Genomic DNA, 20,363 nt, shown 5'->3' on the forward strand with positions numbered 1-20,363 from the left:
ATGACCGACCTGACGCACTTGACCATCGCCGAGGCGCGCGAGCAACTGCGCGGCAAGCAGATCACGGCGAGCGAACTGACCGATGCCTATCTCGGCGCGATCGAGGCCGGCAATGGCGCGCTCAACGCCTATATCGCGGTCACCGCGGACCAGGCCCGCGCCATGGCCAGGGCCTCCGACGAAAGGCTGGGCAAGGGCGAGGGCGGCGCGCTCGAAGGCATTCCGCTCGGCATCAAGGACCTGTTCGCCACGCGCGGCGTCCATACCCAGGCCGGCAGCCACATTCTTGACGGGTTCGAGCCGCCCTACGAATCGACCGTCACGTCGAACCTTTGGGCCGACGGCGCGGTCATGCTGGGCAAGCTCAACATGGACGAGTTCGCCATGGGCTCGTCCAACGAGACTTCCTATTACGGCCCGGTCACCAACCCCTGGCGGGCGAAGGGCGACAACAAGGCGCTTGTGCCCGGCGGCTCGTCGGGCGGCTCGGCTGCTGCCGTCGCCGCATGGCTGTGCGCCGGCGCGACCGCGACCGACACGGGCGGGTCGATCCGCCAACCGGCGGCGTTCACCGGCACGGTCGGCATCAAGCCCACCTATGGCCGCTGCTCGCGCTGGGGCATCGTCGCCTTTGCCTCCTCGCTCGATCAGGCCGGCCCGATCGCGCGCGATGTGCGCGACGCGGCGATCCTGCTCAAGTCGATGGCGAGCATCGACGACAAGGACACCACATCGGCGGACGTGCCCGTGCCGGACTACGAGGCGGCGATCGGCCGGTCGGTCAAGGGCATGACCATCGGCGTGCCGGCCGAATACCGCATGGACGGCATGCCCGGCGAGATCGACACGCTATGGCAGCAGGGCATCGAATGGCTGAAGGAGGCCGGCGCCGAGATCAGGCCGATCTCCCTGCCGCACACCAGGTACGCGCTGCCGGCCTACTACATCGTCGCCCCGGCCGAGGCGTCCTCGAACCTGGCCCGCTATGACGGGGTCAAGTACGGGCTGCGCGTGCCCGGCAAGGACATCGTCGAGATGTACGAGGCGACCCGCGCGGCCGGCTTCGGCGCCGAGGTCAAGCGCCGGGTGATGATCGGCACCTATGTCCTGTCGGCCGGCTATTACGACGCCTATTATCTGCGCGCGCAGAAGGTGCGCACGCTGATCAAGCGTGACTTCGAGACGGTCTTCGCCGACGGCGTGGACGCGATCCTGACCCCAGCGACGCCCTCGGCCGCGTTCGGCATTGGCGACCAGGACATGGCCGCCGATCCGGTCAAGATGTATCTCAACGACATCTTCACGGTGACGGTGAACATGGCCGGCCTGCCGGGCATCGCCGTGCCTGCCGGGCTCGACGCCAACGGCCTGCCGCTCGGCCTGCAGCTGATCGGCAAGCCGTTCGACGAGGAGACGCTGTTCGCCACGGCCAACGTGATCGAACAGGCGGCCGGCCGGTTCACGCCGGAAAAGTGGTGGTGAGCGAGGCAGGAGCCGCGCTCGACGCGCTCAGGGCCGACGGGTTCGCGATGGGCGAGGGCTTCGAGCGCGCCCACGCTATCGCGAAGGCGCACGAAGGCGAGGCGCCGTTCGACTGGATTCATGCGCTGTGCCACCGCATCGAGGGCGATGCCGGCAACGCGAACTACTGGTATCGCCGCGCCGGCCGCCCGCCTTTCGACGGCGGGTTCGAGGCCGAAGCCGACGCCATCGCCGCCGAACTGGGCCGATAGGCCTCAGCCCTTGTAGATATCGGTAAGCGGGATCGACACGCCGAGTCGGGCGAGCGCGATCGTCGCAGCGCGGTCTTCGAGGATGATCGGTTCGATCTCGAACGCGCCGTCTTCGTTGCGCGTCCACTGCCACACGCGCGGCTCGTCGGCCGAGAAGATCAGGTACGTATCGAGGCTTTTCAGGCCGAGATATTCCTCGCGCTTTGGCCCGAAATCATTGTGCTGGGTCGAGGGCGACAGCACCTCGACGACGACGATGGCGTTCTCGGTCCAGCGCGCGTCGCCCGCTCCACCGGCCGTTTCGACGAAGACATCGGCATAGCGCATCGTATCGTCGTCGGTCGGGATCGCGAAATCGCCGGCATGGACGCTGTAGGCATCGTTGTCCAGGCTGCTTCTCAGCGCGAAGTAGACATTGCCGGCGATCAGCGAGTGGTTGCGTCTGACATATGGCAGCATCACCGGCACCCCCCGCACCAGTTCGTACTTGCGGTCCTGCCGCTGTCCCCAGCGCATGAACTCGTCCAAGCTCATCTTCGGTGGGCTCTGGACGTTCATGCGTCGCTCCTGACGCCCTTTGGGTCCGAATAAATGTCGGCAAGCGGGATCGTCACGCCGAGCCGGGCGAGGGCGATCGTCGCAGCGCGGTCTTCGAGGATGATCGGTTCGATTTCGAACGCGCCGTCTTCGTTGCGCGTCCATTGCCACACGCGCGGCTCGTCGGCCGAGAAGATCAGGTACGTATCGAGGCTTTTCAGGCCGAGATATTCCTCGCGCTTTGGCCCGAAATCATTGTGCTGGGTCGAGGGCGACAGCACCTCGACGACGACGATGGCATCATCGATGTGCGGCGTGTCGCCGGAAAGCCCTGCCGGGATGACCAGAAGGTCGGCGAAGCGAGAGGAGTCGTCCCCGGTTCGCAGGGCGAACTCGGCGTCGGCGAGTTCGAATGCCGTGCCTTTCAATTGTGGTCCGATCGTCTGGACAAGTGCCATGACGATCCGTGAATGCTTCAGTCTCACCCATGGCAGCATCACCGGCACCCCCCGCACCAGCTCGTACTTGCGGTCTTGGTGCTGTCCCCAGCGCATGAACTCGTCGAAACTCATCTTCGGTGGGCTCTGGACGTTCATCGCCGCCTCCGTTGCTGGCCCGACTATAGCAGCGCGGACCGAGCCGGCAAAACGGGCGCGGCGTTGCGGCCGCGCCCGCCGTCTCAGCGATTGTCGAGTTGGCTGCGCACCAGTTCGAGCCCGCGTCTGGTGATGCGATAGGCGCCGCCATTGAGCGAGCGGATCGCACGCTTGCGCTTGAGCTTGCGGAAGAGGTCGAGGTCGAGATCGGGATATCGCCACCCCTCGCGGGTGAAGCAGTCGACCTGGATGATGCGCTTGTCGGCCTTGACGGCCCGGATGTGCCCGCCCTGGGCGAGCAGGTGCAGGATGCGCTGTTCTGCGCGCGAAATGTCCATTGTTCGAAGTCCGGTACTGGCGGCCATCTGGCCGCAGACAAAGGCAGGCCGCCGGCGGGCGGCCGGTTGCTTCTGTCTGGCCCTGATCCGTCGCGGGGACGGTCAGGGCATTACCGGGTCTCGTTCGAACCGAACATGAAGGCTCCTGTAGCGCCGCCGATATAGGCGGCGGCAGCCGGCAAGTCCAGCGCTCACAGCGCCGAAACCATCTCCGCGATGCGCTGCTCGACCAAGGCGTTGAAATCGGCCGCCGGCTGCTGGCCGGCGATGCGCGGGCCGAGCGGGTCCTCGGCGCGGATCGCCGATCCGCTCATCTGTTCGAGCACCGCATGGCCGCAGAACGGCACATGCAGCTCCGAATAGCCGCCCTCATGCGCCATGACGAGCCTGCCGCCGCAAAGCCCGGACGCGGCCTCCATCACCATCTGCGTCATCGCGCCGAAGGTGTGTGATCCGGCCATCATCCGCGACAGCGGATCGACGCCGGACGCATCGAACCCGCAGGCGACGATGATCACGTCCGGCCGGAACGCGGACAGCGCCGGCAGCACGAGGCGCTCCATCGCCATCAGGTAGCCGGCATGGCCGGTGCCCGGCGGCAGCGGCACGTTCAGGTTCGCGCCGAGCCCGTCGCCCTGACCGCGCGCGTTGAATTCGCCCGTGTCGAGCGGATAGTTGCGCTCCTGGTGCAGCGAGATCGTCAGAACGTCGTCGCGCTCGTAGAAGATCGCCTCGGTGCCGTTGCCGTGATGGACGTCCCAGTCGACCACCGCGAACCGCTCGGCGAGGCCCGCCGCCTTCGCCGCCTCGATGGCGATCGCGATGTTGTTGAGCAGGCAGAACCCGTTCGGAAAGTCGGGCAGGCAGTGATGGCCGGGCGGACGCGACAGGGCATAGCCATTGTCGAGTTCGCCGCGCAGAACGGTTTCGAGCGCCGTCTTGACCAGTCCTGCCGACAGCGCCGCGATCTCGTAGCCGCCCGGGCCGAACGGCGTGCGCAGGCCCAGTTCGCCGCCGCCTTCATCGGACCGGCGCTTGAACTCGTCCACGTAAATGTCCGGATGGACTCGCAAAAGGTCCTCCCGGCTCGCCGGCTCGGCGCCGCGCATGGACAACTCCCGGTCGAGGCCTGTCACGGCAATCAGATTGCGGAAGCGGCGCTTGGTTTCGGGATTTTCCGGGAGTCCGCCCGCCGCCAGCGGCTGCACCAGCCCGCCCACGGGCGCCAGGAACGCGTAGTTGCCGCCCGAATGCCAGAAGCAGCGCTCGTCGAAGAAGAAGCCGGTCCGATTCATCGGCAGCACTCGACCCGCTCGCGCGAGCCATGTCAACGGCGCTGTGACAACCGTCACATAGTCGAGATGTCCCCGGGCTTAGGCCGCGCTATGATGGCACGGAAACTCTGCGGAGATCGGACATGCGGAAACTGACGGCAATCGCGGCGGCGCTGATGGCGGGCCTTGTGATCATGGGCGGCCCGGCGGCGGCCGCCGAGCGCGCGATCATCGTCATGGACGGGTCGGGCTCGATGTGGGGGCAGATCGACGGCAGGACCAAGATCGAGATCGCGCGTGAAACGCTCGGTGGCGTGCTGACCGCCATTCCCGATGATCTCGAACTGGGCCTGATCGCCTATGGCCACCGCGAAAGGGGCGCCTGTTCCGACATCGAGGAAATCGTCGCGCCCGGCACGGGCAACCGCGATGCGATCGCCGAGGCCGTCGGCGCGCTCAACCCCAAGGGCAAGACGCCGATTTCGGATGCGGTGCGGATCGCCGCCGAAAGCCTGCGCTATACCGAGGACAAGGCGACCGTGATCCTGGTCACCGACGGCATCGAGACCTGCGAGGCGGACCCGTGCGCCGCCGCCACCGCGCTCGACCAGCAGGGCATCGATTTCACCGCCCATGTGATCGGTTTCGGCCTGTCCGACGAGGAAGGCGCGCAGGTTTCCTGCCTGGCCGAGAACACGGGCGGCAAGTTCATCATGGCCGGCAACGCCGACGAACTGGGCGATGCGCTCACCGAGACCGTCACCGCCGAACCCGAGCCGGAGCCGCAATTCGCCATCGGACCGGGCATGGAGGACGGTGTCGACAGGCCCGGATCGGATTTCGAACGCATCGTTCTGACCGATGCCGACCCGGCGATCTGCCAGTCCGCCTGCGAGGACAATGCCGCATGCCTCGCCTGGACCTTCGTCAAGCCCGGCGTGCAGCGCGACGACGCGGTCTGCTACCTCAAGGAGCCCGCACCGGCCGCCCGCGAAAACGATTGCTGCATTTCGGGCCTCAGCGACAAGCCCGTGCCCGTCGATCGCAATCTCACCGCCATGGCGATGCTGGCCGAGGACGTGCCGCTCGATACGATCGATACGTTCTGGGAGGTCTTCCCGATCGGCGAAGCCGGGCAGCCGGGCGATCGTGTCGACTACCGCTACGAGCGGGCCGGCTATGACCGTTTTGTGGAGCCGGGCCGCTATCTCTTGCGCGGCAGCGCCGGCATGGTCAGCGCCGAGACGACGGTCGATCTGTCCGCGACCGAGACGACCGACACGCGGCTCGTCTACGAAGCCGGCATCGTCGATCTGACCGTCGCGCCGGCCGAGGGCCTCGAGCCGGACGGCAACGCCTACATCAACATCGCCGCCGGCGATGAGACCGAGACGGCCTATGGCCGCCTCGTCCATGTCGTCCCCGCCGGCGCCGTGGACCTGACGGTGCGCATCGGCGAAGCCGAACTGACCGAAACACTGGACATCGCGGCGGGACAGACGCTCGAGCGCACCGTGATCGTGCCGGCTGGCAGGCTGACCACCGGCGCGCTCTACGCCGAGGGTGGGCCGGTCGTCGAAAGCGGAAACATTCGCTACGATGTCTTCTCGGCCAAGAAGAAGCTCGATGGCAGCCGCACCGGCTGGACCGGCAGCTACGGCGCGGGCGACTACATGCTGCCACCGGGCGATTACGTGGTCGAGGCGCGGCTCGGAATCGCCACGGCCGAAGCACCCGTCAGCATCGGTGCCGGCGAACTCAGCGAAGTCGAACTGGTCATGGATGCCGGCGTGCTGGCGATCGAGGCGCCGGGTGCCCGCCGGATCGATGTGCTCGCGGGCAAGGCGGACATCGAAGGCGATCGAGCCCGGCTCGAAGGCGCCTATGGCGAAGCCCTGCAGGTCACCGCGCCGGGCGGCGACTATCTCGTCCGCGTCGAATATCAGGGCGATCGCGCGCCCGTCGAGCAGGCCGTGAGCGTCACCGCGGGCGAGCGCACCGAAACGACGATCGAATAGGGGCGCATCCCTTCGGGGGGACCGCCGTCAGCGGCAAAAAAAGACCGGGTCCATCCGAAGATGAAGCCCGGCCAGTCGGTTGGGAGACGTTCGGAGGGGGTCAGGCGTGGGTCAGCCGTTCCGCCTCGATATCGTGTTTCAGGCGCTCGAACATGTCGTGGTTGCGGCAGTATCCGGGCGCCTCGTCGGCGTGGTCGTGCTCGGCCAGCCAGGACTGGCACGCGTCCGGCTCGGCGCAGGTCATGCACCTGTTGGCGGCGCGCCGCAGCACGTTGGCGTGGTCGGCGCGGGTTTCCAGCGCGTCGCGCACGTCGACCGTGTCGATCATCCGTTCCATCAGATCGGCCTTGCGCATCATGCGCTTGTAAAGGCTCAGAAGGGGCATGGCGTTTTCCTCGCGTTTGACCAAGCCTGATGCGATTTGCGCCGCGCCTCTTTGACTTCGATCAAGCGTTTTGCGGGGTGGCCGGGCCGGCCGGACCCTTGCGGGCCGCGCGCCCGTGCACTAACGAGCAGCAGAGACTCCCGTACCGAAAAGAACCGGACGACGGACCGCCATGACGCTCGTTGACACCCGCACGCCCGATCCCAAACGCCTGATCTCCGGCGCCACCGGCGACTGGGAGGTGATCATCGGCATGGAGGTGCATGCACAGGTCACCTCCAGTGCCAAACTGTTCTCCGGCGCCTCGACCGAATTTGGCGCCGCGCCGAACGCCAATGTCAGCCTCGTCGACGCTGCGATGCCGGGCATGCTGCCGGTCATCAACGTGGAATGCGTGCGCCAGGCCGTGCGCACCGGCCTTGGCCTGAAGGCACAGATCAACAAGCGCTCGGTGTTCGACCGCAAGAACTATTTCTACCCGGACCTGCCGCAGGGCTACCAGATTTCGCAGTTCAAGCAGCCGATCGTCGGCGAGGGCGTGGTTCAGGTCGCCGTCGGCCCGGACCGGAACGGCGAGTTCGAGGAGGTCGAGGTCGGCATCGAGCGGCTGCATCTGGAGCAGGATGCCGGCAAGTCCATGCACGACCAGCATCCGACCATGTCCTATGTCGATCTGAACCGCTCGGGCGTTGCGCTGATGGAGATCGTCTCCAAGCCCGACCTGCGCTCGGCAGAGGAGGCCAAGGCCTATCTGACCAAGCTGCGCCAGATCCTGCGTTATCTGGGCACCTGCGACGGCAACATGGACGAGGGATCGATGCGCGCCGACGTAAACGTATCGGTGCGCCGGCCCGGTGAAGCGTTCGGCACGCGCTGCGAGATCAAGAACGTCAATTCGATCCGCTTCGTCGGCCAGGCGATCGAATACGAGGCCCAGCGCCAGATCGCCATTCTCGAGGATGGCGGCACGATCGACCAGGAGACGCGCCTGTTCGATCCGCAGAAGGGCGAGACCCGCTCGATGCGGTCCAAGGAAGAGGCGCACGACTACCGCTACTTCCCCGATCCGGACCTTTTGCCGCTCGAGTTCGACGACGCGTTCATCGACGAACTGGCGGCCAATCTGCCCGAACTGCCCGACGAAAAGCGCGCCCGCTTCATGGCCGAGGGGCTGACGGCCTATGACGCTTCGGTGCTCGTCTCCGAAAAGGCCATCGCCGACTATTTCGAGAAGCTCGCCGCGGGACGCGAGGCCAAGACCGCGGCGAACTGGGTCATCAACGACCTGCTGGGTGCCTTGAACAGAACCGGCCAGACCATTGACGAGACTCCGGTTTCTCCCGGCCAGCTCGGCAAGATCATCGATCTGATCCGTGAAGGCACGATCTCCGGCAAGATCGCCAAGGACCTGTTCGAGATCGTCTGGGAAGAGGGCGGCGACCCCGAAGCGATCGTCGACGAGCGCGGCATGAAGCAGGTCACCGACACCGGCGCCATCGAGGCCGAGGTCGACAAGGTGATCGCCGCCAACCCGGACAAGGTCGAGCAGGCCAAGGCCAAGCCCAACCTCGCCGGCTGGTTCGTCGGCCAGGTGATGAAGGCGACCGGCGGCAAGGCGAACCCGCAGGCGGTCAACGCGCTGGTGCGCGACAAGCTGGGCGTCGATGCGTGAGGCGGCCGTCCGCCCGTCCGTTCTGGAGGATGTGCCGGAGATCATCGCGCTGACCAAGGCGAGCTGGGCGCGCACATACGATCCGATCCTCGGAACGGCCGCCCGGATCGAGGCCTGTGACGCAAAGCACGTGCCGGCCCTTTTCGAGGCCGAGATCGCCGACCCAGATGGCGTCAGCGCCGTCGCCGAATTCGGCGGCCGGATCGTCGGCCATGCCGGCGGCCGGTTGCGCACCGACGGCACGCTCTACATCGACCGCCTGCACGTTGCCCCTGAAGGGCAGGGGACCGGCCTTGCAACCCTGTTGCTCGATGCGGTGGTCGATCAGGTTCGCCCGCGCGTCCGTCTGATCGAGCTTCTCGTGCTCAACGGCAACGGTCGCGCCATGGCGTTCTATCGCAAGAACGGCTTCGAGCCGATCGCCGCGCGCGGACCGGGTCACGGCCTTGGCGGGGTGGGCGACGTCGCGATGCGCCGCAAACCCGCCTGAGTTGCGCGATTCCAGCTTCCCCCTTGTCATTTTGCCGCATTGCGTCAAGGATGCGGCCGATTGACGCCGGAAAGGGCCAAGACAGAAGCGATGTGGATCCGCACTGCGTCCACCGACGATCTCGAAACGATCTCCGCCATGCTGACCGAGACATGGCACGATACCTACGATCACATCTACGGCCGCGAGAAGGTGGCCGAACTGACCAAGGCCTGGCATTCGGTGCCCGCGCTCAAGCAGCGCATGAACAAGCCGCGCACAGAATTCATCGTCTGCGACGACGGCGCTGAGATTTCCGGCATGGCCTATGTGAGCCAGGTCGACAACGAGACCTCGATGCTGCACCAGCTCTACGTGCGCCCCTCGACCCAGGGCCAGGGCATCGGCAAGAAGCTCCTGATCGAGGTCGAGGCCTGCTTCCCCGACGTGCGAAAGATCCGCCTCGAGGTCGAGGAGGCGAACGATCGCGCCGTGCGCTTCTATGGTGAGAACGGTTTCCGGCAGGTCGGAACGACGCCCGACTGCGGGGTCAAGGGCTCGGGCATTCCGGCCGTGATCATGGAGAAGGTGATCTGGTAGCGCCGCGGCCCCGGCGAGCCTACCACTCCATCAGCGCCGTGCCTGCCTGATCGTAGACCTGAGCCAGCGAGCATTCGATCAGATAGTCGCGCTCGGTGCGGTCGCACATGTGCACCGCGGTCGCCCGCGCGATCGTCTCGGTCGGCAGGCCGCAGACGACTTCGTGCCAGTGCAGCCCCTCCTGGTGCTGGACGAAGATGTCGATGCTGAACCCGGCCGGCTCGCACCAGTTCGTGCGGATGCAGTCCTCCTCGTAGGCGCCCGATTCCATGCATTGGGCGACGGCCGCCGCGAAGGCGGCCTCCATGGTCTCGCCGACCGCCACGCCGCTGCCCTGTTCGGGCGCCTGCACGAATGCGATGCCCTCGGCGTGTACGCTGCCTGCGCCGGCGAACAGGATCGCGCCCGCCATCACCGCTTCGTGAATTCGCCATGCCATGGCCGTCCCTCCATTGTGACCGTGTTCCGATGGGCAGCGGCGGCATCGGGGTCTATGCTGATCGACGATCGCAGCCGCCCGGGACACGATACCATGACCCGCTTTCTCGTCATCGCCATTCCCGTGTTTCTGATCGGCTTCGTCAGCGGCGGGGCGGCGTGGTACCTGTTCTCGCCGCTCTTCATCGATGACGTCGTCTCCGAGGACCTGCCGGCCGGACTGGTCGTCACCGAGGTCGCACGCGGCGCCTTTCGCGATGCCGACCGTGCCCACCGCGGGCAGGGCACGGTGCAGCTGCTCGAGACCGGCGCGGGCGCGCATCTGCTGCGCTTCACCGATTTCGAGGTCACCAACGGTCCCGACCTCGAAGTGTGGCTGGTCGAGACGCCCGATCCGCAATCTTCGGCCGACGTGACCGCCAGCCGGTGGCTCTCACTCGGCCAGCTCAAGGGCAATGTCGGCGACCAGACCTATGTCGTTCCGGAGGGAACCGATCTCGCCGCGTTCGGTTCTGTCGTCATCTGGTGCGAGCAGTTCTCCGTCCTGTTCTCGCCGGCGACCCTCACACGGACGGCCGGACAATGAGACCATGATCGACACGACGATCCGCAATCCGGGCAATGAGGCCCACCGCGCCCGCATCAAGCCCGTCGGCCGCCTGCTGCGAGTGCATCGCGGCGACACCGTGCTGGCCGAGAGCCGTCGCGCCGTCCGTCTGATGGAGACCGGCCGCGACCTCTACGACCCGGTCATCTACGTGCCCGAGGCGGATCTGGTGGCCGCGCTGACGCCCGTCGGGGGCAAGTCGACCCATTGTCCGCTGAAAGGCGACGCCTCCTATCTGGCGTTCGACGGCACCGAGATCGCCTGGACCTACGACCGCCCGCTCGAGGGATCGCGCATGCTCAGGGGCCTTGTCGCCTTCGACGCCGAAAAGGTCGTCATCGAAGAGATCGGAGCGGACGCCTAGGCCCTCGTCCCCCTTGCATTGGCCCGGGCGCACGGTCATAAGCGGCCCATCACCGATTGGGCGGACCCGATGAAGACCTTCCTCACTCAGTTCTTTACATGGTGGAACGGCCAGACGCTCGGAACGCGCTACTTCACCTGGCGTTACGGCAAGCGCGTCGGCGAGGACGAGTTCGGCAATGTCTATTATCAGGGCGGCACCGACGCCGACGGCGCCACGCGCCGCTGGGTCATCTACAACGGCTATGCCGAGGCCTCGATGGTTCCGCCCGGCTGGAGCGGCTGGCTTCAGCACCGGTTCGACACGCCGCCGAGCGAGGAGGATTACACCCCGCGCGAGTGGCAGAAGCCGCATCTGCCCAACCTGACGGGCACCTCGGCCGCCTATCGCCCGAAAGGGTCGATGTACAATCCCGAGAAGCGTCCGGTCGCCGACGGCGACTACGACGCCTGGACCCCGGGCGGCTGATCGGCGCCAGGTGTTCTTCGGCGAAGCCCGCATTCCGGACGGCGTCCGCGTTTACGCCATCGGCGATGTCCATGGTTATGCCGGCCTGCTCGCATCGCTGTTCGCGCAGATCGACGCGGAGCTCGCCGACGATCCGCCGAAGGATTACCGCATCGTCACGCTGGGCGATTATTGCGATCGCGGGCCCGACAGCCGGGCCGTGCTCGATGCGCTGATCGCCCGCCGCGCCGCCGATCCGCGCCTTGTCTGCCTTAAGGGCAATCACGACGACTGGATGATACGGATGCTGACCGAGCCGGACCGTGTCGGTCCCGAATGGCTCACCTGGGGTGGTCGCGAGACGCTGGCCTCCTACGGGGTGGGCACGCCCGAGGCGATCCCGGTCGAGGGGCTGGCGCCGCTTGCCCGGCAGTTCGGCGCCGCGCTTCCGGACGAGCATCACAGCTTCGTCGAAGACCTTCCGCTGATGCATGTCGAGGGCGACTATTGCTTCGTCCATGCCGGGCTTCGCCCGCATGTCGCACTTGGTGACCAGCGCATGGAGGACCTGATCTGGATTCGCGAGCCCTTTCTTTCGCACGCCGGCTCGTTCGGGAAGGTCGCCGTGCACGGACACACGATCCACGAGCGCCCCACAGTGCTTCCAAACCGGGTCGCCGTCGACACCGGAGTCTACCGGTCCGGCCTGCTGACCGCGGCCGTGCTCGAAGCGGACCGTTGCCGGTTCATCTGCGCACATCCGGGCGGAATTGCCCTGATCGCCCCATGATTTGACCACAAGCGCCGACTATCGCACCCCCACCCACAAGCGGAAAATGGCATAACGTGCACCCATGAAGCCGATTCGCACTCTTCTGGCCGGAAGCCTGATCGCCGTCGCCGCCGCGATCGCACCGGCCGTCGCCCAGGAAGCGGCCAAGACGCCCAATCCGGTGGCCGAATTCTCCGGCATCGACAAGATCACCGGCCGGATCATCACCTTCGACGTCTATATCGACGAGACCGTGCAGTTCGGCGCGCTGCAGATCACGCCGCGCGTGTGCTACTCGCGCCAACAGAACGCCCCGCCCGGCTCGTCCACCTTCGTCGAGGTCGACGAGATCACCCTCGACCGCAAGATCCGGCGCATCTTCACCGGCTGGATGTTCGCCGACAGTCCCGGCCTGAACGCGATCGAACATGCCGTCTATGACGTCTGGCTGAAGAGCTGCAAGCCGGACTCCGAAGTGCCCGCGCCGCAGAGCTGATAGCCCGCCGTCCTCTTCCATGTTAGGCTCCCTCCGACGGACAAAGGAACGGGGGAGGGGTGCCATGCGCGCGTTCATTGTCTTGCTGTCGGCTGCGATGATTGCGGCCGCCGTGCCGGCCGATGCGGCCGAGATCGACGATCATCCGCTCATCAGCCGCTATCCGGGCTCCGAGCCGACCCGCCGGGAGGGCAGCGAGTTCGAGACCTATCCGCTGATCGTCGGCGTGAAGCCGGACAGCCTGGAATTCGACAGCATTGAGCTCGAGGGCACGTTCACGCGGATCAACTACGAGAACCCGCCCGACCGCTCGGCGCTGGAGATCCTGACCAATTACGAGCAGGCGATCGCCGGCGCGGGCGGCGAGATAATCTACAAATGCGTCGAGGCCGAATGCGGCCCGTCCTTCGCGGGAAGCCGCTGGGGGCGCTTCAACGGCTCGATCCACCTGCCGGGCGTCGGCGGCTACGTGGCGGGCAAGGTCGCCACCGTGCAGGGCCCGGTCTACATCGCCATCGGCGTCGCCGAGCGGCGCCACCAGATCGCGCTCCTTGAGGCCGGCGAGATGGAGACCGGCCTGGTCGAGGTCGATCCGGACGCGCTCGGCGACGAACTCGACCGGCTCGGCCATGTGGCGATCCCCGGTGTCTTCTTCGACGTCGGCAAGGCGACTCTGACAGCCGAGTCCGATGTCGCCCTTCAGGCGATGGCGACGATCCTCGACGCGCGGCCGGAGATGCGCGTCTGGGTGGTCGGACACACCGACTGGACCGGCGATTTCGGGCTCAACATGCGCCTGTCCGACGAGCGGGCCAAGGCGGTCGTCGCGGCGCTGACGGGCCGTTTCGGCGTCGACGCGACCCGCCTTCAGGGGCACGGGGTCGGGCCACTCGCGCCGACCGCCTCCAACGCCGGCGATCCGGGCCGTCAGGCAAACCGCCGGGTCGAGCTGGTCATCGCACCCTGAACGCGCCCGGGCGGCTCAGTCGAACACCGCTTCGCCGATCAGCGCCTCGGCGAGCATCCCCTCATAGTCCGCCCGCGGCACGTCGATGGCGCCGAAGCGCTTGAGGTGCTCGGTCGTGAACTGGGTGTCGAGCAGCACGAAGCCGCGCTGCCTCAGCCGCTCGACCAGATGGACCAGGCAGACCTTGGAGGCGTCGGGGCGGCGCGAGAACATGCTTTCGCCGAAGAAGGCCCGCCCCAGCGTGACGCCGTAGAGCCCGCCGACGAGTTGGTCGTCGTCCCACGCCTCGACCGAATGGGCATGCCCGAGCCGGTGCAGATCGGTGTAGAGTTCGAGAATGGTGCGGTTGATCCACGTCTTCTGGCGTCCCGGCGCCGGTTCGGCGCAGGCGCGGATGACTGGCCCGAAGGCCGCATTGAAGGTGATCTGGTAGCGCTGCTGCCGGACCGCCTTGGCAAGGCTCTTCGGGACATGGAATGCATCGAGCGGGATGATCCCGCGCATCTCCGGCTCGACCCAGTAGAGCGTCGGGTCGTGCGCGTCCTCGGCCATCGGAAACAAGCCGACAGAATAGGCCTTCAGGAGCACCTGTGGCGTGATGCGGCCGTCGCCGCCCTTGCCGTCACGGTTGGCCATGTGATCCTGCCGCCCGGCCACGCACCGGTCGCGCTCTACCGCTCGTCCTTGTGCGCGGCGAGGTACTTCTCGAGCCAGTGGATGTCGTAGTCGCCATTGGCGATGTCCGGGTTCTCGACCAGGTCCAGAAACAGTGGCAGCGTCGACGAGATGCCGTCAATGACGAACTCGCCGAGCGCCCGCCGCAGCCGCATCATGCATTCGACGCGGTTGCGGCCGTGCACGATCAGCTTGCCGATCAGGCTGTCATAGTAGGGCGGGATCGAATAGCCCGCATAGACGCCCGAATCGACTCGAACGCCAAGCCCTCCGGGCGTGTGGTAGTGGGTGATCACGCCGGGCGAGGGCATGAAGGTGCGCGGGTCCTCGGCGTTGATCCGGCACTCGATCGCGTGCCCGTTGAAGACGATCTGCTCCTGGGTGGCGGAAAGGCCGGCGCCGGAGGCGACGCGCATCTGCTCGTGCACCAGATCGATCCCGGTGATCGCCTCGGTGACCGGATGCTCGACCTGCAGGCGCGTGTTCATCTCGATGAAGTAGAACGCGCCGTCCTCGTACAGGAACTCGATCGTGCCGGCGCCGCGATAGCCCATCTCGGCCACCGCGTTGGCGCAGATCATGCCGATCCGCTCGCGTTCGGCGTCATTGAGCGCCGGAGAGGTCGCTTCCTCCCACACCTTCTGGTGGCGGCGCTGCAGCGAACAGTCCCGTTCGCCCAGATGGATGCCCTTGCCCCGGCCGTCGCCGACCACCTGCACCTCGATGTGACGCGGCTTGTCGAGAAACTTCTCGATGTAGACCGCATCGTTGCCGAACGCCGCGCCCGCTTCGGTCCGGGCCGTGTCGAGCGCGACCGAAAGGTCGGCCTCCGAACGCGCCACCTTCATGCCGCGTCCGCCGCCGCCGGCCGCCGCCTTGATGATCACCGGATAGCCGATCTCGGCGGCGATGCGCTTGGCTTCGACCGGGTCGGTGACCCCGCCATCGGAGCCGGGCACGACAGGGATGCCGAACTTGGCGGCGGTGCGCTTGGCCTCGATCTTGTCGCCCATGATCGAGATGTGGTGCGCGGTCGGGCCGATGAAATTGATATTGTGGGCTTCCAGGATCTCGGCGAACTTGGCGTTCTCGGACAGGAAGCCGTAGCCGGGATGGACGGCGTCCGCGCCGGTGATCTCGCAGGCGGCGACGATCTGATGGATGTTCAGATAGCTGTCGCGCGAGGGCGGCGGGCCGATGCACACACTCTCATCGGCAAGGCGGACATGCATCGCCTCGTCGTCGGCGGTCGAATGGACCGCGACGGTGGCGATGCCCAGTTCCTTGCAGGCGCGCAGGATGCGAAGCGCGATCTCTCCGCGATTGGCGATCAGGACCTTGTTGAACATGAGGTCGGTCCCGCGCCTAGGCGATGACCAGAAGCGGCTGGCCGAACTCGACCGGCTCGCCGTCTTCGATCAGGATTTCGGTCACCGTGCCCGACCGGGGCGCGGCGATCTGGTTCATCACCTTCATCGCCTCGATGATCACCAGCGTCTCGCCTTCGGTGACGCTGGCGCCCACTGCGATGAACGGTTCGGCGCCCGGCGCGGGCGCCAGATAGGCGGTGCCGACCATCGGCGCGGGAACGGCGTTGGAGCGATCTTCGGATGCTGCGGCCGGTGCGGACGCTTCGGCCGCTTGAGCGGCGGGAGCCGCAGGTGCCGGCGCCGGCTGGGCGGGCATTTGCGGGGCGGCATGGCCGATGAAGTGCTGCGAGATCTCGCGGCTGACGCGCACGCGCATCTCGCCCTGCTCGACTTCGATCTCGGTCAGGTCGGTTTCGTTGAGGATTTGCGCCAGATCGCTGACCAGTTTCGTGTCGAACGTCTTCTTGTTGTCAGACATTATCGTCCTCGTTTTGCCCCCGGCCGCCCGCCCGCGCGGCCATGGTCTGGTTAAGCCGCGTCGGCCTCGACCGCAAGGGCACGCAGCGCGAGCAGGTAGCCGGTCGTGCCCATGCCGCAGATGACGCCCTGGCAGACCGGGGCGATCATCGAACGGTGGCGAAAGCGCTCGCGCGCGTGGATGTTGGAGATGTGCACCTCGATGGCGTGCGCGTTCGAGCCGGCGATCGCATCGCGCATGGCGATCGAGGTGTGACCGTAGGCGCCCGGATTGATGACGATCGCATGCCCGGCGAGCCCCGCCGCCTGGATGCGGTCGACCAGTTCGCCTTCATGGTTGGACTGGAAGTGCGTGACCTCGAGGCCGAGCTCGGCGCCGAGCCGTTCGCAGGCGGCGTTGACGTCGTCGAGCGTCTGGTCGCCATAGACGTCCGGCTCCCGCTTGCCCAAAAGGTTCAGGTTCGGTCCGTGCAGAATGAGTACGTGCTTGCCCATGGCGCATATGGCCTCGTCTCGCGTCATGCCTGACTAGTCGTCGCGCGGTGCGTCGACAAGCCCGGCCTTCGCGGCACGGGTCCGGCGAGCGGCGAAAACCACATCATTTCCCGGGGCGCGGCCGCTCAGCAGCTCGTTTCGGCGCACTCGCGCGCCTCGTCGATCTTTTCGCGAAGAAGGTCCGCGCCCAGCGCGCCGGGCACCAGTTCGGTGCCGATCACGTAGGAGGGCGTGCCGGTGATGCCGAGCGCCTCGGCCAGAAGGTAGGTCATCTCGACCTGCCGGGCATTGGCCGGGTTGGTCATCTCGTCCCGCAGCGCCTGTTCGTCCGCGCCCAGTTCCAGCGCGATCTCCATGGCCGTCGTCTCGTTGGCGCGGCCTTCGGCCATCATCAGCCGTTCGTGAAACTCGCCATAGGCCTGCGGCATGACCCGGTTGAAGGCCAGCGCGACCTGGTGGGCCCCGTTGGAATCCTCGCCCAGGATCGGAAACTCCTTGAGCACGAAGCGCAGGTTGGGATCGCTCTCGATCAGCGTGTTCATGTCGTCGAGCGCACGCCGGCAGAAGCCGCAATTATAGTCGAAGAACTCGACCACCGTGATGTCGCCGGCCGGATTGCCGAGGACCGGGTCGGACGGATTGCGGAACAGATCGTCCGCCGCCGAGGTGATGATCTCGCGCCGCCGCTCGTCTTCTTCGGCCACCTGCCGCGCCTCGAGCGCCTCCTGCACCTCGATCATCACCTCGGGATTGGCGAGCAGATAGTCGCGTACGATCTCGCCGATCTCCTCGCGCTGGGACTCGTCGAAGGCTTGCGCGGCCGACGGGCCCGCGAACATCGCAAGGCCGATCAGCGTGGCAAGCACGGTTCGGGTGAGGCGAGCGATCATGAGGTGTCTCCGGTGGGTTGGACGGCGCGCCGCTCAGCGCGGCACGCGAAAGCGCTGGATGTCGTCGGCGCGCAGCCACTGCGGCGCGCCACGTTCGAAACGCCGCTTGGCGCGGGCGGCGAACCGGCGCGCCTCGTCATAGCGGCCGGCATGGAAGTTGGCTTCGGCGGTCGCCAGTTCTGCTTCGCCGTCGGCGCCCAGCCGCCCATAGGCCATGGCCAGGTGCTGATAGGCGCGCGTGTTGGCCGTGTCGAGCGTGATCGCCACCTCCAGTTCACCGATGGCGCGGCGCAAATTGGCCTCGCCGCCCGCCAGCACAAGCGCATGGCCGAGCGCGACCTGGATCGTCGGCGCGTTGCCGTTGGTCAGCTGCACGGCGCGCGAGAAGGCGTTCACCGCCCCTTGCGCGTCCTGTGCGCGCAGCAGCACCTCGCCCTTCATCTCGTGCAGATAGGGATCGCTCGGGCTCTCGGCGATCAGCCGGTCGATCATCGGCACCGCGTCGCGCGGCGAGCCGTAAAGGAAGGTCGAGATCGCCTTGCCGTAGCGCGCCGCCTGCGAATTGGGCGCGTCCCGGAAGGCGTCGTCGACCGCGCCCGGCCCGAACACGTAGGCGAGGATCTTCGCCCGTGCCCGGTCGTGGCGCCGTTGCAGCGCGGCGCTGTCGGTCTTGTCGAAATGCGGGCTTTGCCGCGCGATCGTCTCCAGCGCCGAAAGACGTTCCCGGGGCAGGGGGTGGCTGATCTTGTAGGGGTTGATGCGGTCGGCGATCAGGCTGATGTCGCGCTGGAAGCGCACGAACGTGGTGAGCAACCCCTTGGCCGACTGACCGGTGCGGTTCAGATAGTCGACGGCCGCGCGATCGGCGGCCAGTTCCTCCGAACGGCGGTAGGACATCAGCCCGCGCTGGGCGGCCTCGACACCGCCGGCCGCGATGCCGCCGCCGGCCTGGGCGGCCTGCCGGTTGCCGGACACGCCGCCGGCGATCGCCGCGCCGACGCCGAGCACGGTGGTCACCGCCGCGATCGTCTGGGCCCGGTCGATCTGCTGGCGCAGCCGGTCCTGATGCCCGCCGGCCAAATGGCCGACCTCGTGCGCGATCACGCCGATGATCTCGTTGGGCGTTTCGGCCTGCACGATCGCGCCCACATTGATGAAGATCTTGCGGCCCGACACGAACGCGTTGAACGAGCGCTGGTTGACCAGCACGATCTCGGTGCGGTTGCGCTTGACGCCGGCGACGCGCATGATCGGCTCGGCATAGTCGGCGAGAAGCGCCTCGATCTCGGCATCGCGCACGATCGGCACGCGCGTCGACTGCGCGGCGGCCGTGGCCACCGCCGACAGGGCGAAGGCGACGACGAGCAGGCAATGGAGCATGCGGCGGGCCAAGATGGCGATGACCTTCCCGGATATCGTTTGCGTGCGGGCGGCAAATGGCCTAGCGGCGGTACCGCGCTTTGCGCACCAATAGCAGCGAAAACAAGGCGGTTCACGTGATTTTCGGTCCCTTCGCGACAGGAACCCCGGCGCAATGATGGCGACATCGAAACGCGCCCGGGTCGACCCGTTCCACGCCATGGATGTCCTGGCCGAGGCCAATCGCCTGGCGGCTGAAGGCAAGCCCGTCTTGTCGCTTGCGGTCGGCCAGCCCGCCGCGCCGGTCCCCGAACCGGTGCGCCGGGCGGGCGCCGAAGCGCTGCTTGGCGGGCGGCTCGGCTACACCGACACGCTCGGCCGGGCCGAAACGCGCGCCGCCATCGCGGCCCATTATCGCGACCACTACGGCGTCGACGTGCCGGCCGGGCGGATCGCCGTGACGACCGGCTCGTCGGCCGGCTTCTCGCTGGCGTTCCTGGCCCTCGCCGATCCGGGCGCCCGCGTCGCCATCGCATCGCCCGGCTATCCCGCCTATCGCAACATCCTCAAGGCGCTGTCGCTTGAAGCGGTGGAACTGCCCGCCGCCGGCAGCGCCTTCGATCTGGACGCGCTGATCGCCGCCCACCGCGAAAGGCCGATTGCCATGCTGCTGCTGGCGAGCCCCGCCAATCCCACCGGAACGGTGATCGAGCGGGACGAACTGGGCGCCATCATCGCCGCCTGCCGCGACCACGGCATCGTCTTCATCTCCGACGAGATCTACCACCGGCTCCGCTATACGGGCGACGACGTCACCGCGCTCGAGTTCGGCGACGACGTCATCGTCATCAATTCGTTCTCGAAATATTACTGCATGACGGGGTGGCGCATCGGCTGGATGGTGCTCCCCGAAACACTGGTGCGACCCGTCGAGCGGCTGGCGCAGAGCCTTTACATCTGCGCGCCCGACGTCTCGCAGATCGCCGCGCCGCACGCCTTTGCCTGCACCGGGGACTATGAGGCGATCAAGGAAGGCTACCGCGCCAACCGCGCGCTGCTGCTGGAACGGTTGCCCGGAATGGGGATCGAATTCGCAGCCGCTCCGGACGGTGCCTTCTATGTCTGGTGCGATATCTCCCGGCACACCAACGATTCGATGGCCTTCGCAAAGCGAATGCTGTCGGAGATCCACGTCGCGGCGACCCCCGGCGCCGACTTCGACGTGTTCGAGGGCGAACGGCACATCCGCTTTTCGTATGCCGGCGATCAGGCGGTGATCGCCGAGGCGCTGGACCGGATCGAAGCCTGGCTCTGACCGCAGCGCGTATCGGCGAGAAAAAACCGCGCCAGGGCAGGGCCTTGTCGCGGTTTTTCGATTCGGTCT

At 66.9% G+C, this 20,363-nt stretch carries 25 protein-coding genes; 13 read left to right on the plus strand and 12 right to left on the minus strand.

All coding sequences use genetic code 11. The features are described from left to right. On the plus strand, positions 1-1,482 hold the full coding sequence (gene gatA, locus E0E05_RS07460; protein ID WP_131616142.1) for an Asp-tRNA(Asn)/Glu-tRNA(Gln) amidotransferase subunit GatA: 1,482 nt from the start codon (positions 1-3) through the stop codon (positions 1,480-1,482). After that, on the plus strand, positions 1,479-1,733 hold the full coding sequence (locus tag E0E05_RS07465) for a hypothetical protein (protein WP_428977597.1): 255 nt from the start codon (positions 1,479-1,481) through the stop codon (positions 1,731-1,733). The genes gatA and E0E05_RS07465 overlap by 4 nt, the downstream gene beginning before the upstream one ends. A gap of 3 nt (positions 1,734-1,736) precedes the next feature. Here E0E05_RS07465 and E0E05_RS07470 read toward each other — a convergent pair whose 3' ends face one another. From E0E05_RS07470 to E0E05_RS07485, 4 genes are all read right to left on the minus strand, one after another. After that, on the minus strand, positions 1,737-2,291 hold the full coding sequence (locus E0E05_RS07470; RefSeq protein ID WP_158629299.1) for a Uma2 family endonuclease: 555 nt from the start codon (positions 2,289-2,291) through the stop codon (positions 1,737-1,739). Beyond that, a complete protein-coding gene (locus E0E05_RS07475) occupies positions 2,288-2,866 on the minus strand; it encodes a Uma2 family endonuclease (protein ID WP_131616145.1) in 579 nt (192 codons plus the stop codon). The genes E0E05_RS07470 and E0E05_RS07475 overlap by 4 nt, the downstream gene beginning before the upstream one ends. Positions 2,867-2,949: 83 nt before the next feature. Further along, entirely contained in the window at positions 2,950-3,204 is a 255-nt protein-coding gene (locus E0E05_RS07480; protein ID WP_131616146.1) for a YjhX family toxin, read from the minus strand. Positions 3,205-3,395: 191 nt separating this feature from the next. Continuing rightward, complete coding sequence (locus E0E05_RS07485; protein ID WP_131616147.1) at positions 3,396-4,499, minus strand: class II histone deacetylase; 1,104 nt, start codon at positions 4,497-4,499, stop codon at positions 3,396-3,398. A gap of 122 nt (positions 4,500-4,621) precedes the next feature. On the opposite strand from E0E05_RS07485, the gene E0E05_RS07490 reads away from it, so the two are divergent. Next, positions 4,622-6,496, plus strand: coding sequence for a PAN domain-containing protein (locus E0E05_RS07490; protein WP_131616148.1), 1,875 nt, complete (start codon positions 4,622-4,624; stop codon positions 6,494-6,496). A 100-nt stretch (positions 6,497-6,596) separates the two neighbouring features. On the opposite strand, the gene E0E05_RS07495 is transcribed toward E0E05_RS07490, so the two are convergent. Beyond that, positions 6,597-6,881, minus strand: coding sequence for a DUF6455 family protein (locus E0E05_RS07495; RefSeq protein ID WP_063776111.1), 285 nt, complete (start codon positions 6,879-6,881; stop codon positions 6,597-6,599). 172 nt (positions 6,882-7,053) lie between these two features. Between E0E05_RS07495 and gatB the strand changes: the two genes are divergently transcribed. The 3 genes from gatB to E0E05_RS07510 are packed head-to-tail and all read left to right on the plus strand — an operon-like array spanning position 7,054 to position 9,622. Further along, on the plus strand, positions 7,054-8,553 hold the full coding sequence (gene gatB, locus E0E05_RS07500; protein WP_131616149.1) for an Asp-tRNA(Asn)/Glu-tRNA(Gln) amidotransferase subunit GatB: 1,500 nt from the start codon (positions 7,054-7,056) through the stop codon (positions 8,551-8,553). Then, positions 8,546-9,043, plus strand: coding sequence for a GNAT family N-acetyltransferase (locus E0E05_RS07505; RefSeq protein ID WP_131616150.1), 498 nt, complete (start codon positions 8,546-8,548; stop codon positions 9,041-9,043). The genes gatB and E0E05_RS07505 overlap by 8 nt, the downstream gene beginning before the upstream one ends. Positions 9,044-9,103: 60 nt before the next feature. Next, complete coding sequence (locus tag E0E05_RS07510; protein ID WP_342212206.1) at positions 9,104-9,622, plus strand: GNAT family N-acetyltransferase; 519 nt, start codon at positions 9,104-9,106, stop codon at positions 9,620-9,622. A 19-nt stretch (positions 9,623-9,641) separates the two neighbouring features. Here E0E05_RS07510 and E0E05_RS07515 read toward each other — a convergent pair whose 3' ends face one another. Continuing rightward, positions 9,642-10,061 carry a hypothetical protein gene (locus E0E05_RS07515; RefSeq protein WP_192900454.1) on the minus strand — a complete coding sequence of 140 codons (420 nt, stop codon included), beginning with the start codon at positions 10,059-10,061 and terminating at the stop codon, positions 9,642-9,644. A gap of 93 nt (positions 10,062-10,154) precedes the next feature. On the opposite strand from E0E05_RS07515, the gene E0E05_RS07520 reads away from it, so the two are divergent. The 6 genes from E0E05_RS07520 (at position 10,155) to E0E05_RS07545 (ending at position 13,713) form a co-directional block, all read left to right on the plus strand. Continuing rightward, a complete protein-coding gene (locus E0E05_RS07520) occupies positions 10,155-10,646 on the plus strand; it encodes a DM13 domain-containing protein (protein WP_131616151.1) in 492 nt (163 codons plus the stop codon). A 4-nt stretch (positions 10,647-10,650) separates the two neighbouring features. Beyond that, a complete protein-coding gene (locus tag E0E05_RS07525) occupies positions 10,651-11,031 on the plus strand; it encodes a DUF427 domain-containing protein (RefSeq protein ID WP_131616152.1) in 381 nt (126 codons plus the stop codon). 69 nt (positions 11,032-11,100) lie between these two features. Further along, positions 11,101-11,499 carry an NADH:ubiquinone oxidoreductase subunit NDUFA12 gene (locus E0E05_RS07530; protein WP_131616153.1) on the plus strand — a complete coding sequence of 133 codons (399 nt, stop codon included), beginning with the start codon at positions 11,101-11,103 and terminating at the stop codon, positions 11,497-11,499. A 10-nt stretch (positions 11,500-11,509) separates the two neighbouring features. Next, positions 11,510-12,268, plus strand: a complete 759-nt coding sequence (locus tag E0E05_RS07535; RefSeq protein ID WP_158629300.1) for a metallophosphoesterase family protein — start codon at positions 11,510-11,512, stop codon at positions 12,266-12,268. 64 nt (positions 12,269-12,332) lie between these two features. After that, positions 12,333-12,746: a DUF2155 domain-containing protein gene (locus E0E05_RS07540; RefSeq protein WP_131616155.1), complete on the plus strand. Its 414-nt coding sequence runs from the start codon at positions 12,333-12,335 to the stop codon at positions 12,744-12,746. Between the two features lie 64 nt (positions 12,747-12,810). Continuing rightward, positions 12,811-13,713, plus strand: coding sequence for an OmpA family protein (locus E0E05_RS07545; RefSeq protein WP_158629301.1), 903 nt, complete (start codon positions 12,811-12,813; stop codon positions 13,711-13,713). A gap of 15 nt (positions 13,714-13,728) precedes the next feature. Here the strand turns inward: E0E05_RS07545 and aat are convergent, their stop codons facing one another. From aat to E0E05_RS07575, 6 genes are all read right to left on the minus strand, one after another. Beyond that, positions 13,729-14,349 carry a leucyl/phenylalanyl-tRNA--protein transferase gene (aat, locus tag E0E05_RS07550; protein WP_131616157.1) on the minus strand — a complete coding sequence of 207 codons (621 nt, stop codon included), beginning with the start codon at positions 14,347-14,349 and terminating at the stop codon, positions 13,729-13,731. 35 nt (positions 14,350-14,384) lie between these two features. Further along, positions 14,385-15,737, minus strand: a complete 1,353-nt coding sequence (gene accC, locus E0E05_RS07555) for an acetyl-CoA carboxylase biotin carboxylase subunit (RefSeq protein WP_131616158.1) — start codon at positions 15,735-15,737, stop codon at positions 14,385-14,387. A 16-nt stretch (positions 15,738-15,753) separates the two neighbouring features. Next, complete coding sequence (gene accB, locus E0E05_RS07560) at positions 15,754-16,236, minus strand: acetyl-CoA carboxylase biotin carboxyl carrier protein (protein WP_131616159.1); 483 nt, start codon at positions 16,234-16,236, stop codon at positions 15,754-15,756. A 50-nt stretch (positions 16,237-16,286) separates the two neighbouring features. Continuing rightward, positions 16,287-16,757, minus strand: coding sequence for a type II 3-dehydroquinate dehydratase (gene aroQ / locus E0E05_RS07565; RefSeq protein ID WP_244598000.1), 471 nt, complete (start codon positions 16,755-16,757; stop codon positions 16,287-16,289). Positions 16,758-16,855: 98 nt separating this feature from the next. Next, positions 16,856-17,620 carry a DsbA family protein gene (locus tag E0E05_RS07570; RefSeq protein WP_131616161.1) on the minus strand — a complete coding sequence of 255 codons (765 nt, stop codon included), beginning with the start codon at positions 17,618-17,620 and terminating at the stop codon, positions 16,856-16,858. A gap of 33 nt (positions 17,621-17,653) precedes the next feature. Further along, positions 17,654-19,000, minus strand: a complete 1,347-nt coding sequence (locus E0E05_RS07575; RefSeq protein WP_131616162.1) for a M48 family metalloprotease — start codon at positions 18,998-19,000, stop codon at positions 17,654-17,656. Between the two features lie 154 nt (positions 19,001-19,154). On the opposite strand from E0E05_RS07575, the gene E0E05_RS07580 reads away from it, so the two are divergent. After that, positions 19,155-20,294: a pyridoxal phosphate-dependent aminotransferase gene (locus E0E05_RS07580; RefSeq protein WP_192900455.1), complete on the plus strand. Its 1,140-nt coding sequence runs from the start codon at positions 19,155-19,157 to the stop codon at positions 20,292-20,294. The last annotated feature ends 69 nt before the right edge of the window (positions 20,295-20,363 follow it).

This window comes from Roseitalea porphyridii (assembly GCF_004331955.1).
Lineage (GTDB): Bacteria > Pseudomonadota > Alphaproteobacteria > Rhizobiales > Rhizobiaceae > Roseitalea > Roseitalea porphyridii.